This is a genomic window from Thermincola ferriacetica (assembly GCF_001263415.1).
GTDB lineage: Bacteria > Bacillota > Thermincolia > Thermincolales > Thermincolaceae > Thermincola > Thermincola ferriacetica.
In genome coordinates, this window is sequence record NZ_LGTE01000010.1 from 33,186 (window position 1) to 48,922 (window position 15,737).

The 15,737-nt window shown below is 44.1% G+C and carries 18 protein-coding genes; all 18 read left to right on the forward strand.

Annotated elements, in window-relative coordinates; genetic code table 11:
• Positions 1-17: 17 nt before the first annotated feature.
• The 18 genes from trmD (at position 18) to Tfer_RS08030 (ending at position 15,687) form a co-directional block, all read left to right on the forward strand.
• Positions 18-797, forward strand: coding sequence for a tRNA (guanosine(37)-N1)-methyltransferase TrmD (gene trmD / locus Tfer_RS07945; protein ID WP_052217882.1), 780 nt, complete (start codon positions 18-20; stop codon positions 795-797).
• Positions 781-1,365, forward strand: a complete 585-nt coding sequence (locus tag Tfer_RS07950; RefSeq protein ID WP_052217883.1) for an RNA methyltransferase — start codon at positions 781-783, stop codon at positions 1,363-1,365. Before trmD ends, Tfer_RS07950 begins: the two co-directional genes overlap by 17 nt.
• A 155-nt stretch (positions 1,366-1,520) precedes the next feature.
• On the forward strand, positions 1,521-1,862 hold the full coding sequence (gene rplS / locus Tfer_RS07955) for a 50S ribosomal protein L19 (RefSeq protein WP_013120893.1): 342 nt from the start codon (positions 1,521-1,523) through the stop codon (positions 1,860-1,862).
• Positions 1,863-2,013: 151 nt separating this feature from the next.
• On the forward strand, positions 2,014-2,655 hold the full coding sequence (gene lepB / locus Tfer_RS07960) for a signal peptidase I (RefSeq protein ID WP_083436850.1): 642 nt from the start codon (positions 2,014-2,016) through the stop codon (positions 2,653-2,655).
• Between the two features lie 28 nt (positions 2,656-2,683).
• Positions 2,684-3,544: a ribosome biogenesis GTPase YlqF gene (gene ylqF, locus Tfer_RS07965; protein WP_052217885.1), complete on the forward strand. Its 861-nt coding sequence runs from the start codon at positions 2,684-2,686 to the stop codon at positions 3,542-3,544.
• A gap of 175 nt (positions 3,545-3,719) precedes the next feature.
• Positions 3,720-4,484, forward strand: a complete 765-nt coding sequence (locus Tfer_RS07970; protein WP_052217977.1) for a ribonuclease HII — start codon at positions 3,720-3,722, stop codon at positions 4,482-4,484.
• A 137-nt stretch (positions 4,485-4,621) separates the two neighbouring features.
• Entirely contained in the window at positions 4,622-5,725 is a 1,104-nt protein-coding gene (locus Tfer_RS07975) for an HD-GYP domain-containing protein (RefSeq protein ID WP_052217887.1), read from the forward strand.
• Positions 5,726-5,873: 148 nt separating this feature from the next.
• On the forward strand, positions 5,874-6,230 hold the full coding sequence (locus Tfer_RS07980) for an NADH-quinone oxidoreductase subunit A (protein ID WP_013120888.1): 357 nt from the start codon (positions 5,874-5,876) through the stop codon (positions 6,228-6,230).
• A complete protein-coding gene (locus Tfer_RS07985; RefSeq protein ID WP_013120887.1) occupies positions 6,221-6,733 on the forward strand; it encodes an NADH-quinone oxidoreductase subunit B in 513 nt (170 codons plus the stop codon). The genes Tfer_RS07980 and Tfer_RS07985 overlap by 10 nt, the downstream gene beginning before the upstream one ends.
• Complete coding sequence (locus Tfer_RS07990) at positions 6,726-7,181, forward strand: NADH-quinone oxidoreductase subunit C (RefSeq protein WP_013120886.1); 456 nt, start codon at positions 6,726-6,728, stop codon at positions 7,179-7,181. The genes Tfer_RS07985 and Tfer_RS07990 overlap by 8 nt, the downstream gene beginning before the upstream one ends.
• 48 nt (positions 7,182-7,229) lie before the next feature.
• Positions 7,230-8,333, forward strand: coding sequence for an NADH-quinone oxidoreductase subunit D (locus Tfer_RS07995; RefSeq protein ID WP_013120885.1), 1,104 nt, complete (start codon positions 7,230-7,232; stop codon positions 8,331-8,333).
• A 47-nt stretch (positions 8,334-8,380) separates the two neighbouring features.
• A complete protein-coding gene (nuoH, locus tag Tfer_RS08000; RefSeq protein ID WP_052217889.1) occupies positions 8,381-9,436 on the forward strand; it encodes an NADH-quinone oxidoreductase subunit NuoH in 1,056 nt (351 codons plus the stop codon).
• 11 nt (positions 9,437-9,447) lie between these two features.
• On the forward strand, positions 9,448-9,897 hold the full coding sequence (locus Tfer_RS08005; protein ID WP_013120883.1) for a NuoI/complex I 23 kDa subunit family protein: 450 nt from the start codon (positions 9,448-9,450) through the stop codon (positions 9,895-9,897).
• A gap of 13 nt (positions 9,898-9,910) precedes the next feature.
• Positions 9,911-10,405 (forward strand): NADH-quinone oxidoreductase subunit J family protein, encoded by a 495-nt coding sequence (locus Tfer_RS08010; protein ID WP_013120882.1) that lies wholly within the window; start codon positions 9,911-9,913, stop codon positions 10,403-10,405.
• On the forward strand, positions 10,402-10,710 hold the full coding sequence (nuoK, locus tag Tfer_RS08015) for an NADH-quinone oxidoreductase subunit NuoK (RefSeq protein ID WP_013120881.1): 309 nt from the start codon (positions 10,402-10,404) through the stop codon (positions 10,708-10,710). The genes Tfer_RS08010 and nuoK overlap by 4 nt, the downstream gene beginning before the upstream one ends.
• A 35-nt stretch (positions 10,711-10,745) precedes the next feature.
• Positions 10,746-12,719, forward strand: coding sequence for an NADH-quinone oxidoreductase subunit L (gene nuoL, locus Tfer_RS08020; protein WP_052217891.1), 1,974 nt, complete (start codon positions 10,746-10,748; stop codon positions 12,717-12,719).
• Positions 12,719-14,248, forward strand: a complete 1,530-nt coding sequence (locus Tfer_RS08025; RefSeq protein WP_013120879.1) for a complex I subunit 4 family protein — start codon at positions 12,719-12,721, stop codon at positions 14,246-14,248. Before nuoL ends, Tfer_RS08025 begins: the two co-directional genes overlap by 1 nt.
• On the forward strand, positions 14,248-15,687 hold the full coding sequence (locus Tfer_RS08030; protein WP_013120878.1) for an NADH-quinone oxidoreductase subunit N: 1,440 nt from the start codon (positions 14,248-14,250) through the stop codon (positions 15,685-15,687). The genes Tfer_RS08025 and Tfer_RS08030 overlap by 1 nt, the downstream gene beginning before the upstream one ends.
• Positions 15,688-15,737 lie beyond the last annotated feature (50 nt).

Below are 15,737 nucleotides of genomic sequence, written 5' to 3' on the forward strand. Positions count from 1 at the left end.
CGAGTTCGGTGGTTGCTATGAGGTTTGATATACTGACCCTTTTTCCGGAAATGTTTGTGGGACCTTTTGGAGCAAGCATTATAAAGCGGGCGGTAGAGAAAGGATTAATTGAAATACATACTACTAATATTAGGGATTTTGCTGAGGACAAGCACCGGATTGTAGATGATTATCCCTTCGGCGGTGGCGCCGGAATGGTTATGAAACCTGAACCGATATTTAAAGCTGTAGAATCCCTTAGGCCGGAAAAAGGGAGAAGCCAAGTCATTCTCTTGTCTCCCCAAGGGATAGTGTACAAGCAGGAAATAGCCAGAAAGCTTTCGCAATACGGCCATATTGTTTTGATTTGCGGCCATTACGAAGGTGTCGATGAACGAATTAAATCACTTATTGATATGGAATTATCTATCGGTGATTACATACTTACCGGCGGGGAGTTGGCGGCCATGGTGGTAGTTGATTCCGTGGCGCGATTAATTCCCGGTGTTCTCGGTGACGAGGAATCAGCAAAGGAAGAATCCTTTTCCAATAACCTACTGGAGTATCCGCACTATACGCGACCCCGTGAATTTAGGGGCATGTCTGTACCTGACATTTTATTGAGCGGGAACCATGAAAAAATCAGAGCCTGGAGGCTAAAGCAGTCTTTGCTAAAGACTCTGCAGATGCGACCGGATCTGCTTTCCGAAGACCGTTTAACGCCCGAGCAGCGCAAGCTTTTGGCTGAAGAGATAGGGGCAGAAGATAATAAACGGGTTAAAAAGATTACCAATACAGGGGATGACCACAGTGAGTAGTGCGCCAAAATTATATATCGGTTTACTTCATTATCCGGTATACAACAAAAATATGAACGTTATTACCACCTCAATTACCAATTTGGATATTCATGATATTGCCCGAACAGCCTGTACTTATGATATAGCCAGGTATTATGTCATTCATCCTCTTGAAACCCAGCGGCGTTTGATTGGCGACATCCTTAATTACTGGCAGGAAGGGTACGGGGCGAGTTACAACCCAGACCGCAAAGAGGCCTTTCAAAGGGTAAAACTCATAGATACTTTGGACTCTGCCATGCAGGAAATTGAAAAAGTTGAAGGGCAGGTTCCCAAATTAATAACTACCGATGCCCGGATATACCCCAATACTATTTCTTACAAGGAAATGAGGAAATTGTTGGATACGGGTGATCCTTATCTGCTATTATTTGGTACGGGCTGGGGGATAGAAAAAGAAACTATGCTGAAATCTGATTATATCCTTGAACCTATATATGGCGCCGGTCCATATAACCATTTGAGTGTGCGCAGCGCAGTAGCAATTATTCTGGACAGGCTTAAAGGAACACCATGGTGGGAATAACTAATATTAAACCTTGTGTTTTCCATATGGCTATGCTATAATATCTCTTGTTAGTTTCTCATAACGCAGTTTTAAAATGCGCTTCTTTGTATGACGGATGGTCCTCTGCCGTAAAAGACGGTCACGAACATCTATGTGGGAAGGGGGTACATAGAATGGACGTATTAAAAACTATTGAGCAGGAGCAAATGAAGGACAATATTCCTGATTTTAGGCCTGGTGATACTGTAAAGGTATACGTCAAGGTAGTTGAAGGTAACCGAGAGAGGATTCAGGTTTTTGAAGGTACTGTTATTAAGCGGCGTGGTGGCGGTTTGAGAGAAACCTTTACCGTTAGAAGGGTTTCATATGGTGTTGGTGTGGAAAGGACATTTCCTCTTCATTCACCGAGAATAGAAAAGATAGAGGTAGTCAGACGTGGTAAAGTACGTCGCGCTAAACTATTCTACCTTAGACAAGTTAGAGGGAAAGCTGCCAGGATTAAAGAAAAGCGGTAGTAGCGAAAGGGACTGTTACGCAGTCCCTTTTAAAATCTGTTTTTTTTAGAAAAACTACAATCGGCTAATATATTTATTCCGCCAACATAGTTCTGTAGAAAGGCTTATGATGGGTTAAGGTCATAGTGCGGCCTTTTATAAGGAGGTAACCATGGAACGGGAAAACGGTTTTAAAGAAGATATTGGACAAATTGGTGTGGAACCGGAAAAGATTGAAGCGGCCAAAGGCACATTAGCACAGACCGGTTTTGCGGAAGGCGCCTTGGAACATGATCAGAAAAAAAAGGGTAGTTTCTTTGGCGAAATTCTGGAATCAGTGGCGATAGCTGTTATCCTGGCTTTCGTGATCAGGGTATTTCTGTTTCAGCCCTTTTATATACCTTCCGGTTCGATGGAACCGACATTACAGCCCGGCGACCGTATAATAGTTAATAAATTTCTATACCGTTTTAAGGAACCGGCCAGGGGTGATATAATAGTTTTTAAATATCCCAGGAACCCAAAAAGGGATTTTATTAAGAGGGTTATAGGCCTACCCGGCGAAACAGTGGAAATAAGGGACAGTGTTCTCTATATAAACGGAAAAAAAGTTGATCAGCCGTACCTGCCCAAAGGCCTGCGCTACGGCAGTTATGGACCGGTTAAAGTACCGGAAGGAAGTTATTTTATGATGGGCGATAATAGGAATAACAGTGAAGATAGTCGGGTATGGGGTACTTTGCCGCGGGAAAACATAGTAGGGAAGGCTATGCTGATATATTGGCCCCTGGCCCGTGCCGGAATGATAAAATGAATCAAGCTTATTCTCTTAAGGTGATTCCATGGAACTAGATACGGTGATTCAGTGGTTTCCCGGTCATATGGTGAAAGCCAAGAAAATGGTCCGGGAAAACCTAAAGGTTGTTGATATTGTGATTGAACTGGTTGATGCCAGAATTCCTTCCAGCAGTAGGAACCCTGACCTACAGGAAATAATTCAGGGCAAACCCCGGGTTGTAGCTCTCAATAAAGCTGACCTGGCCGACCAGAATCTTACAGAACGGTGGACCCAGGTTTTTGCCAGAGACGGATGTAATGCTGTGGCCATAAATTCTACGACCGGGCAGGGGGTAGAGAAGCTTGTAGCATTGACAAAGAAAGCCGGCGAACCCGTTATGCAAAAGCTGGCCGCGAAAGGACGCAAACCAAGGCCTATAAGAGCAATGATTTTAGGTATACCGAATGTTGGGAAGTCGTCCTTAATCAACAAACTTGCCGGGAAAGGAGCTACCAGGACAGGGGACCGGCCTGGCGTAACACGGGGAAAACAGTGGATCCGGGTAGGCAGAGATATGGAATTGTTGGATACACCAGGAATCCTCTGGCCGAAATTTGACGACCCGGAAGTTGGGTTTAAACTGGCTGTGACGGGTGCGATAAAAGAAGAAGTAATAAACGTGGAGCAGGTTGTATTAAAACTGCTCAAATACTTAAAGGACATGCATCCGGAAAAATTGAAAGCCCGCTATAAGCTAGACAGTTTAAGTGAAAAACCGGTAGAAATTCTCGCCGATATAGGTGCCCGCCGGGGACTTCTGATACCGGGTGGACAGGTAGATATGGAAAAAGCTGCCCGTGTTATTCTGGCAGAATTCCGGGCGGGAAAACTGGGACGATTTACCCTTGATTTGCCTGGTAGTTAACGGAACGCGGCATATACATAGCTGCGTTTTTTTTTTTTTTGGCCAATTATTTGTTATCTAAAGAGAAAACTTATTTTTTCTGCAGGGTTTACCCGAATGTTAAAGAATAAATATTTATATAGAAACTAAAAAATGTCAACAGTTTTGGGGAGAGAGTTTCTTGGATATTTCAAAAATGAGCCTGGCTCTGATAAAAGAAAAAGTAAAAGAAATACGGAAAATACAGCCCGGTTTTTTGGAACTGATGGCGCAGGATTCCAGGACTGGCGTTAGAAATCTGTATTTAACCTGTAAAAAACGTCTGGAAGCTATGGAAAAAGAAAAAGAGCGGCTTAACGCTTTGCTTAAGTATGAAAGGGAGCTTTGGGCTGCTGGGTATACATTGGTTGCCGGTATTGATGAAGCCGGGCGCGGGCCTTTGGCCGGTCCAGTTGTAGCGGCTGCGGTAATCCTAAAGCAGGGGGATCTAATTGAGGGTCTGAATGATTCAAAAAAACTGTCACCGGAGAAAAGAAGCGAATTGGAGGAAGTAATCAAAGAAAGAGCCGTTGCTTATGGCATTGGTATAGTCAGTGAAACGGAAATCGACGAGATGAACATTTACCAGGCCGCTTTAAAGGCGATGCGTATTGCGGTGGCTAAAATTTCCTTGAAACCGGAATATTTATTGGTTGATGCAGTAACTATACCGGGGGTGTCCATACCACAAAAAGCCATTGTACACGGGGACGCTTTGAGTTGTTCCATTGCCGCAGCTTCGATATTAGCTAAAGAAACAAGGGATAGGATTATGACGGAACTGGACGCTTTATACCCGCATTACGGCTTTGCCCAGCATAAAGGTTATGCTACCGCTTTTCACCTGGAGGCTCTTAAAAAATACGGGCCATGTCCTGTGCACAGAAAAACCTTTGGGCAGGTCCGGCAAAATCCTACATAAATATACAAATATGTGTATAATGAATCAGTAATTTTGGCAATTTTCTTTTTTTAAGAAGGGATTTTTGAAATGAATATAGAATATATATTACCGTGTAAGTTTTTGTCTACTTTTACACTGCTTCCGGAGGATCTGCCATGAAACGGATTGCTCTATTTGACGCCAAACCTAATATGGTTGTGGGCAGAGACGTGCGGAGCAGGACAGGTCATTTGCTTTTAAAAAAAGGCGCTATCTTATCCGAAAAAAATATCGGTATGCTGGCCAGATATGGCGTTCCCATTATTTATATTGAAGACAACCTATCGGACAGTTCGGAGTCGTTGGCGCCGGTTAATGAAGTGCCGGATGTAATAAATTGGGAAACCAGGGTGAGGGCCGAACGGGTTGTGCAGAACATTTTCCGTGATGTCAAAATGGGAAATGTTATTAATTTGGCAAGGCCCAAAAAGGTTGTTGATGAAATTATCAATGAGTTACTTGAAAATGCAAATATAATCGGCAAGCTTTCTGATATCAGGATACTTGATGATTACACCTTTGCCCATTCTGTAAACGTGTGTGTTTTGGCAATTTCCATTGGCATCGCACTCAATTATAGCAGGCTAAGACTTAGAGAATTGGGTATTGGCGCTCTTTTACATGATATTGGAAAAACTAAAGTTCCCGATAGGATTCTACTGAAGCCGGCAAATCTCACTAACGAAGAGTTTGAGGAAATCAAGAAACATCCTATATACGGCTATGAATTGCTTAATAACCACCCTGACTTAAGTAGCAACTCTGCCAGAATATGCCTGCAGCACCATGAAAGGATTAACGGGGCAGGGTATCCATATAAGTTTAAAGGCGCCGAAATTCACGAATACAGCAAGATAGTTTCTATTGCTGACGTTTATGACGCTTTAACGGCGGACAGGGTTTATAAAAATGCTGTTTATCCTTATGAGGCCATAGAAGTCATAATTGCTTCCAGCGGAAACCATTTTGATTCCGATTTGGTCCGCCTGTTTGTAGAAAATATTTCTATTTATCCTGTCGGGTCCACTGTGTTATTAAATACAGGTGAGACAGCTGTAGTAACGCAGGTGCATAGAAGTTTTCCCATCCGGCCTGTGGTTAAGTTGTTGACCACAGCCGACGGAAAGCCTGTTAAAGACTTAAAAGAACTGGACCTGATGACAAATACAACCTTATTCATAAATAAAGTGCTTGATTTTAAGAATACCAAAAGACAATAAAGGTGACAGGTCAAAACAGTCGCCTTTTATAAAAACTTAAAGATTCGCAAAATTCTAAATTATGGCTATTAATTAGTCAACTCTGGGTTTAAATGGATATTTTTTATATCCGTCAGCTTAAAAAACTTTAGATGAAAGGAGGGGGAAAATGGGCGCTGGTTATGCGGTATTAGGAGTCATTTTGCTATGGGGTATTATATTCCCGACCTTGCTCTTATGGCTTTCTAGGTTGTTTCACCCCAAAAATCCAACACCGCAAAAACTTTTAACTTATGAGTGCGGTTTGGATACCCAAGGGGAAACCTGGGTACAGTTTAAGATTAGCTATTTCATGTACGCGTTAATATTTATTGCTTTCGACGTGGAAACTATTTTCCTGTATCCCTGGGCGATTAAATTCCAAAGCTTAGGTTTATTTGCAATAGTTGAAATGTTTATATTTATTGCCATATTGTTAGTTGGATTTTTCTATGCTTGGAAGGAAGGAGCGTTAGAATGGATGTAATTAAACCAAACCAAGTTGACGAATTGGTCAGGAACAATGTTGTTCTAAGTACCGTTGAAGCGGCATTCAACTGGTGCAGGTCGAGGTCCCTCTGGCCTTTGACATTTGGTTTGGCCTGCTGTGCTATCGAGATGATGGCTGCTGCAGATACAAGGTACGACCTTGCCCGGTTTGGGTCCGAAGTGTTTCGCCCCTCTCCTCGGCAATGTGACCTTATGATTATAGCCGGAACCATAACCAAGAAAATGCAGCCTGTTGTACTGCGGCTTTATGAACAAATGGCTGAACCGAAGTATGTTTTGGCTATGGGTAGCTGCGCAATAAGCGGCGGACCATTCGTTGACTCTTACAACGTTGTTTTGGGAGGAGATACCTTTTTACCTGTAGATGTTTATGTCCCTGGATGCCCACCCAGGCCCGAAGCACTCATCTACGGTATTATGCAATTGCGGGAAAAAGTTGCCAATCCAAAGAAAATTGCGAGGTTGAAGGCGAATGGCTAAGGTTATCGACCGTCAAGCTCTTGTGGGCGAGCTGAATAAAAAGTTTGGTGATTGTGCCGAGATATTTGAAGACAATACAAATCAATCCATAAAAGTAAAGCCTGATAAGTTGGTAGAAGTGATGTTGGAACTGAGGGACAACCCTGATTATGATTTTAAAGTTTTGATGAATCTCAGTTCTGTAGATTATCCCGAAAACTTTACCGTAGTTTACCATCTGAATTCGTTAACTCACCTGCATAAGCTAACTGTCAAGGTTGAACTGGACAAAGCAAATCCTCAGGTTCCTTCAATTACTTCTGTTTGGAATGCTGCCAACGTACAGGAGAGGGAAGTATACGACTTGATGGGCATAGTTTTTACAGGTCATCCCAACCTGAAGAGAATTTTATTGGCCGACGATTTTGTCGGTCACCCATTGCGGAAGGACTTTAAAATGCAAGCATAGGAGTAAGAACTGTGGATTTTAATTTCGGGATTGTAGAGGTGTAAAATAATGTTAAAAACACAAGAACTAACCCTGAATTTGGGACCTCACCACCCCAGTACCCACGGTGTATTCCGTTGTGTATTAAACCTTGAGGGAGAGTATATTACCAAGGCTGTAAACCACATCGGGTATCTGCACCGCGGACTGGAAAAACTGGCGGAATCCCGCACCTATACTCAGTTCATTCCTTATAACGGCAGATTGGATTATGTAGCAGGCATGCTTAATGAGTGGGGCTATGTCATGGCTGTCGAAAAACTTTTGGGTATAACTGAGGAGATCCCTGAAAGAGCGGAATATATCAGGGTAATTGTAGGAGAACTGCAGCGTTTGGCCAGCCACGCCATTTATTTTGCTTCCATGGCTCTTGACGTGGCCGGCGCTACCGCATGGTTTTATGGGTTCCGTGACAGAGATGAGATACTTGATGTATTGGAAATGGTTTCGGGGCAAAGGCTTATGCATAACTATATGAGAATCGGCGGTGTTGCAGCTGACCTGCCTGATGGTTTCGAGGAAAAAGTCAGAGCGTTGCTGGATAAGCTGCCTGCTTGTATTGAAGAATACGAAGGCATTTTAATTGGCAATGAAATATTTAAAGCCCGAACCATAGGAGTTGCGCCTGTTTCCAAGGAAATGGCCCTTGATTATGGATTTACCGGACCTAACCTTAGAGCATCGGGCGTGGATTACGACTTGAGAAGAGACGAACCTTACAGTGTTTATGACCGGTTTAAGTTTAACGTTCCCGTGCGGCAGGGCGGCGATACCTATGACCGCGTGCTGATCCGTATCGAGGAAATGAAAGAAAGCGTGAAGATTATCGAACAGGCATTAAAAGACCTTCCGGATGGCCCGATTATGGCCAAGGTTCCGAAAGTTATCAAACCGCCTGTCGGTGAAGTTTACAGTCGTATTGAAAATGCCAAGGGGCATCTTGGCTTCCACATTGTGAGTGACGGTTCAACGAAGCCTTATCGTACTAGGATTTATTCACCTTGCTTCGTTAATGTTGGTATATTCCCTGAAATGGCTAAAGGGCTTCACCTGATGGATGCAGTAGTAGCCTTGGCATCACTCGATATAGTTCTGGGTGAAATCGACCGTTAAAGTTGAAAGAAAGACCAAAAAAATAGGGTTTATAGGGGAGAAGAAGCATGGAAAAATCTTTTTTTATTAATGTTGCTGACGCCCTAAGGAATTGGTTGACTAACAGCCTGGGTTTTTCTGCTACTGCCACAGACTTAATAACCACCGCTATCTGGACACTGGTTGTAATCCTCTTTATATTAATGAACCTGATTGTTCTTGTGTGGCTGGAAAGAAAATTCAGCGCTTTTTTCCAACAGCGTAGAGGTCCAAACCGGCTGGGGCCTGCTGGATTCCTGCAGTTCCCTGTGGACATCGTGAAGGTTTTGGGCAAGGAAGATATTATTCCCGCTGCCGCAGATAAAAGAGTGTTCAAGATTGCAAGTACCACACTTTTCATAACTGCTCTTCTTGCTTGGGCTGTTATTCCTTTGGGCGACGGAGTAATCTTGAAAGATATGAATATCGGGTTATTCTACTTTATTGCAATTGGTTCTACTTCAACAATTTCGTTTTTAATGGGTGGTTTCGCTTCCAATAACAAATACTCCTTGATTGGTGGTATGCGGACCGTAGCTCAGATGATCAGTTACGAAATCCCCATGGTATTTTCGCTGCTAGGCGTAGTGATGATGGTTGGTTCCCTGAAATTGAGCGATATAGTTGCTGCTCAAAAAAATATCTGGTTTATTATTCCACAATTAGTTGCTTTTGTGGTTTACTTTATATCCACTGTGGCGGAAACAAACAGGGGACCCTTTGACCTCGCAGAGGGCGAGCAGGAACTGGTTGCCGGTTATTTCACTGAGTACTCGGGAATTCGTTATGCTATCTGGATGATTGCTGAGTACGGAAACCTGGTAGCTGTCTCTATTATAGCCTCTATTATGTTCCTGGGTGGCTGGAATGCACCCTTTGGCTTGACCTTTATACCACCGTTTATTTGGCTCTTGCTAAAGATCTACTTCATGATCTTTCTGTTTATGTGGGTTAAGTGGACATATCCGCGGATCCGTATTGACCACTTAATGCACTTTGGTTGGAAGTTCCTGATTCCGGTTTCGCTGGCGAACATTCTGGTTACGGGAATCGGTATTTACGTTTATCGAATGATAACTGGTTAGGTGGTGATAGAGTGTTTGGACAAGGACTTATAAAAGGTCTCAGCATTACTTTGAAACACTTCTTTGAAAAGAAGATTACTCAGCAGTATCCCGAGGAAAGACCCAATTTACCGGACCGTTTCAAGGGTTCTTTCAAATTAAATGTTCCCAAATGTATAGCCTGTGGACTGTGTGCCAACGCTTGCCCCAACCATGTCATCGAAATTACCTCTGAAAAAGGTGAAGATAAAAAGAAAAAACTGACTGGATATAAGATGATGGTTGAGAGATGTTTATACTGCGGTTTTTGTGTTGAAACCTGTCCGACCAAGGCTTTACAGTGGACTAAAGAATTTGAAAATACGAAATTTTTCCGGGAAGATGTAAACTTGGACCTTTTCAACAGTTATGTTCCGTCCCCGGATGATGAAAAGCCTACTAAAGCCGACAGTGAAGAAAACGAGTCGGCTCAGGCCAGTTAGGGGTGAGATGTAGATGACTATTATGTTCTGGGTTATAGCCATAATCACATTAGGATCGGCTCTTATGATGGTTATGAACAGGAACATTTTTCATAGCGCTCTGTTCATGATCGTTACTTTTATCGGAGTGGCCGCAACCTACCTGATGCTTCAGGCAGATTTTATGGCGGCTGTACAGGTGCTTGTTTACGGAGGAGCTATTGCCATATTCGTAGTGTTCGGTATCATGCTTACCCAACGGGGAGATATGAAACAGTCCAACTTATTCTCCAAGCATGCTCCACTGGCAGCTATTGTGGCTCTGGCATTGATTGTTATCAACGGAGTTATGGTTCTCAAAACCAACTGGGCTGTAAGTAATGCAGCGCCTCCCACCGAGACTGTAGGCCCCATTGCTGAACTAATGTTGCAGAAATATGTCATTCCTTTTGAAGTAGCTGCAATTCTATTACTGGTTGCTTTGATAGGAGCAGTAATAATAGCGAAAGAGGTGAAAAAGACCTCATGATCGGATTGCAACATTTTTTGATTTTTAGTGGTACGCTTTTCTGTATAGGCCTTTTCGGCGCCTTGGCGAAAAGAAATGCCATTGCCATACTGATGGGTCTTGAATTAATGCTGAATGCTGTTAATATCAACCTCGTTGCTTTTTCAAGGTATATTACTACAGGCGACTTTACTGGCCAAGTTTTTGCAATTTTTGTTATTGCCGTAGCCGCAGCAGAGGTAGCAGTTGGTTTAGCCTTAATCGTAGCTATATACCGTGACCGGATTTCTGTTAACGTTGAAGATTTTGATTGGTTAAAATGGTAGATTATCTACTAACAAAGGTAGGTGCAAAGTAAACAATGATTGATTTCGCCATACAAAATGCGTGGCTGATTCCGCTTCTACCTGTATTATCCTTCGTATTAATCGTCTTCGTTTTAAAACCCTGGCCGAAACTCAGCGCAGCTCTATCAATTGCATGCATTTTAATTTCATTTGTTCTGGCGATAAGTGTAGGCCTGGGTGTTTTCCACGCGGAAAGCCCGATTACAGCGGAACACCCCTTTAAGCAAGCAGTCACGTGGTTTAGTATGCCGGGACTGGAAATCGAAATGGGGGTACAGATTGACCCGACATCGGCAATGATGTTGTTTGTCGTAACATTAATTGCTTCCTTGGTACAGATTTACTCCCTTGGTTATATGCACGGAGACCCGAACTTTTCCGTATTTTACTCCTACCTGTCATTGTTCGCGGCCTCTATGCTGGGTTTGGTTATTGCTCCCAACCTGTTACAGATGTTTATTTTCTGGGAATTGGTAGGTTTGTGTTCTTACCTCTTGATCGGTTTTTGGTGGCATAAATATTCAGCCCGTGAAGCTGCCAAAAAGGCTTTTATCACTACCAGAACCGGTGACTTCGGTTTACTGATGGGTATCCTGTTGTTGCAAATCAATTTCGGGACTCTCGATTTGCAAAAGCTAGGAGAAATGATCCCTAACTTTACACAGTACACCAGTCTTACAGCGGCTGGATTAACGGCTATTGCCATGATATTGTTCCTTGGTCCTATTGGTAAATCGGGTCAGTTCCCACTGCACGTTTGGCTGCCCGATGCCATGGAGGGCCCGACACCGGTATCAGCGTTGATTCACGCTGCTACAATGGTTGTTGCCGGCGTCTACCTGGTAGGACGTATTCTGGTTTTGTTTAAGACTGTACCTGCAGCCATGCTATTGGTTGCAGTAGTCGGTGGATTTACAGCCTTTTTTGCCGCATCAATAGCCTTCACTCAAATAGAGATGAAAAAGATCCTGGCTTACTCTACTGTCAGCCAGTTGGGTTATATGATGCTGGCCTTAGGTGCAGGCGGTTTGACAGCCAGCATGTTCCACCTGATGACCCATGCATTCTTTAAGGCGTTGATGTTCCTCGGTGCAGGTAGTGTTCTCCACGCTATGCATAATGAGGCCAACATTTGGAAGTACGGCGGCTTGAAGAAAAAGATGCCGATTACTTACTGGACCTTTTTCATAGGTTGTCTGGCTATTGCAGGGATTCCGCCCTTTGCAGGATTTTTCAGTAAGGACCTGATATTGGAAACAGTATTGGCCAACTCTTCTTTCCATCATGCAACCGGTCCCTATGCGGGAGCCTATTCAATACTGTTCATTTTGGGCACATTAACGGCAATGATGACTGCCTTCTATATGTTCAGGATGTTTTTCATTTGCTTCCATGGCGAGCAAAGAGACAGCCATTTCCATCCCCATGAAGCGCCCTTTTCCATGGCTTTACCGCTGGTTGTATTAGCAGTGTTGTCAGTGGTTGGCGGATGGGTTGGAACTCCCTGGACACACGGAGCCGAGAATTTTGCTTATTACATCCGGTTTGGCGAATATGAACCAATTCATGCTAATGTTCCGCTGATAGCGTTGTCCGTTGCTGTGGCACTAATCGGTATTATCGGCGCCTTCATGGTATACGGTAGAAAAACCGTTATGGAGGAACCACTGGCCAAGCTGGGCATAATCTACAAACTGTCTTACAACAAATTCTATATTGATGAAATTTACCTCTGGCTAATCCATAATATTCTGGACGGGGTAGGTAGGATTCTGTACTGGGTTGACATTGTAATTGTTGACAATATTGTTAACGGTGTAGGATTAGCCGCAAAGATTCTTGGCAGTATCCTGAGAAGAACTGAAACAGGAAAACTGCAGCATTATGCTCTGGTCCTGTTTGCTGCGGTGGTAGTTATCGTTTTGGTCCTGGCTTTTAACGGCGATTCCACTACTGCAGCTGCCCTGTTGTTAGGAGGTGGCAGGTAATGGATTTCCCGATACTGACGACGATTTTACTGGCGCCAATAATCGGTGCCCTGATAAACGTTTTCATACCCAAGGAAGAAGCAAAAACCATTAAAATAGTTTCTGCTATTTCCACCTTCATTTCCCTTGCTCTGACCGTTGTGATTTTTGTAATCTATTACAAAAACCACCTCGGTGGCGGCTACCAGTTTACCGAAACAATTCCCTGGGTGCCTGATTTAGGTGTAACTTATGCTCTGGGGGTTGACGGTTTAAGTTTACCATTGCTGTTACTGACCAACCTGATTGGTTTTACGGCAGTTTACTCCTCATGGAGTATCGACAACAGGCCGAAAGAGTTCTTTATCCTGTTGCTTATCCTGATAGCCGGTGTAATGGGAACATTTATTGCCCGTGATCTGTTCATATTCTTCCTCTTCTATGAAGTAGTGGTTATTCCCATTTACATCATGGTTATCATCTGGGGTAGTCAGAGTAAGCAAAAACCGGTTACCAAGGAATATGCCGGTATGAAACTTACTATTTACCTGTTGATAGGTAGCGCTTTCCTGTTGGCCGGTCTGATTTGGATGTATGTTACCGCTGCTGACATACTGGGCGCTCCGACCTTTGCCATCGACCAATTGGCTAAGGCCAACTTCAGCTATGAATTCCAGGTAGTTGTGTTTGGTATGATGGCTTTTGGTTTCACCACGCTGTTGTCCATGTTTCCGTTCCATTCCTGGTCACCTGACGGTTACGCCGGCGCGCCGACTGCAGTCAGTATGATTCACGCCGGAGTATTGAAGAAAATCGGTGGCTACGGTTTAATCAGGATTGGCTTATTTGTTCTTCCACTCGGTGCCAAGTTCTGGGCTCCCGTGATTGCCATCCTTGCTGTAGGAAACGTAGTATACGCCGCGTTAATCTGTCTGGCTCAGAAAGATATGAAATACGTTGTCGGTTATTCATCGGTGAGCCACATGGGCTTCGTACTGATCGGGGTTGCTTCCCTGAATATTATCGGTCTCAACGGAGCAGTTGCGAACATGTTTGCGCATGGTGTAATGTCAGCTCTGTTCTTCTCTATGATCGGTTTCCTCTATGGAAGCACCCATACCAGGTATATTCCTGACTTGGGCGGTCTGGCCCACCAGATGCCGCGTGCAGCCGTAGGATTTGTAATGGCTGCTATGGCTTCCGCCGGTCTGCCGGGATTAGTTAGCTTCGTTCCTGAGTTCACGGTTTTCGTAGGAGTTTTCCAGGTGCCTGAATACAGGGCCTTGGCTATAATAGCTCTTACCGGGGTAATTTTGGGCGCTGTCTACGTGCTCAGAATGGTGGCCAATGTACTCTTCGGACCCAGGAAAGAAGAATTCGACCACCTGGAAGATGCCAAAGGTCCGGCCATGGTACCGATTGTTGTTCTTGGTGCCGCTCTGGTACTCTTCGGCGTATTCCCCTCCTTAATTATGGACATGGTTAACTCCGGCATGGCGCCGATAGCTGCCAAACTTGCTGAGGCCGTTAAGATAGGGGGGAACTTCTAATGGCTGGGATCAATTACGGCTTATTGAGCGTAGAAGCATTAACAGCCCTTCTGGCATTAGTTGTACTGGTTGTGGGCCTGCTGGTTCCGAAACAGTCAAGGTACGGCCTGGGATACTTGATTACTTTTGGTCTGGCGGGAATTCTGGCTTTTACCTTTACCCAGTACGGTATTAACTCTTCAACTCTTAACAAAATGTTCATTCTGGATGACTTTGCAGTATACTTCAAGCAGTTATTTCTTGTTGCCGCAATTCTGGTATCGATGGCTTCCGTGCAATATGTAAAAAAGATGGAATATTATTACGGTGAGTTCTATGTGCTCATTGTATTTGCCACACTTGGCATGATGCTCATGGCTTCTGCCGGCGACCTGATTACCCTGTATCTTGCCCTGGAGCTTATGACTATTACCTTCTATATCCTGACCGGATTTAAGAAAGAAGATCATAAGTCTGCCGAAGCAGGTGTTAAATACCTGATTCTCGGGGCAATGTCGTCAGGTATTCTCTTATACGGTTTGAGCTTGGTTTATGGTTTTACCGGAACAACTATTATTGCTGATGTTGCTACCAAAATTGCCGGTAACGGTGCGGAACCGGCTGTAGTACTGGGACTGGTTTTACTGGTAGCAGGATTTGGTTTCAAGATTTCCTCCGTACCTTTCCAAATGTGGTCGCCGGATGTATACGAAGGAGCTCCTACTCCGGTAACGGCATTCCTAGCTGTTGGTTCTAAAGCAGCTGCCTTTGCCGCTATCCTCCGGGTGTTCCTCGTAGCATTCCCGGATCTGGCCGTACACTGGAAAGTGCTGTTTGCGGTTCTTTCAGCCCTTACCATTATCATTGGCAACCTGGTGGCTATTCCGCAGACTAACATCAAGAGAATGCTTGCTTACTCCAGTATTGCGCAAGCCGGATATATTATGACCGGTCTTGTAGCAGCCAATGAACTTGGCGCTAAAGGCGTTGCCTTTTACGGTATGCTTTATGTTTTTGCTACAATCGGCGCTTTTACAGTTGTTATGAATTTTTATGCGAAAACCGGTAGTGATGAAATTAAGGATTATGCCGGATTGGCCCAGAGATCACCTTTGATGGCTGCAGTCTTAACCGTTTGCTTGCTGTCAATGGCCGGTATTCCTCCATTGGCCGGTTTCGCCGGTAAGTTTTACCTGTTTTCCGCTGTTGTAGGGCAGGGTTACCTTTGGTTGGCCATTATCGGTCTGATTATGAGTATGGCGTCTGTATACTACTATCTGTCGGTAGTTAAAGTAATGTATATGGCTGATCCTGCTGATAACAGTGCAATACCCATCAACGCTGCATCAAAATTCACTCTTATAGCTTGCCTAGTCATTACTGCTTACCTGGGTGTTCGACCCGCAGAGTTGGCTGCCCTGGCCAATAAAGCTGCGGCAGCGCTCTTTAGCTTAATGTAATAGACGGGAGTGAGGGGCCTGGTTAATCAGGCCCCTTTCTTTGGAGGTAA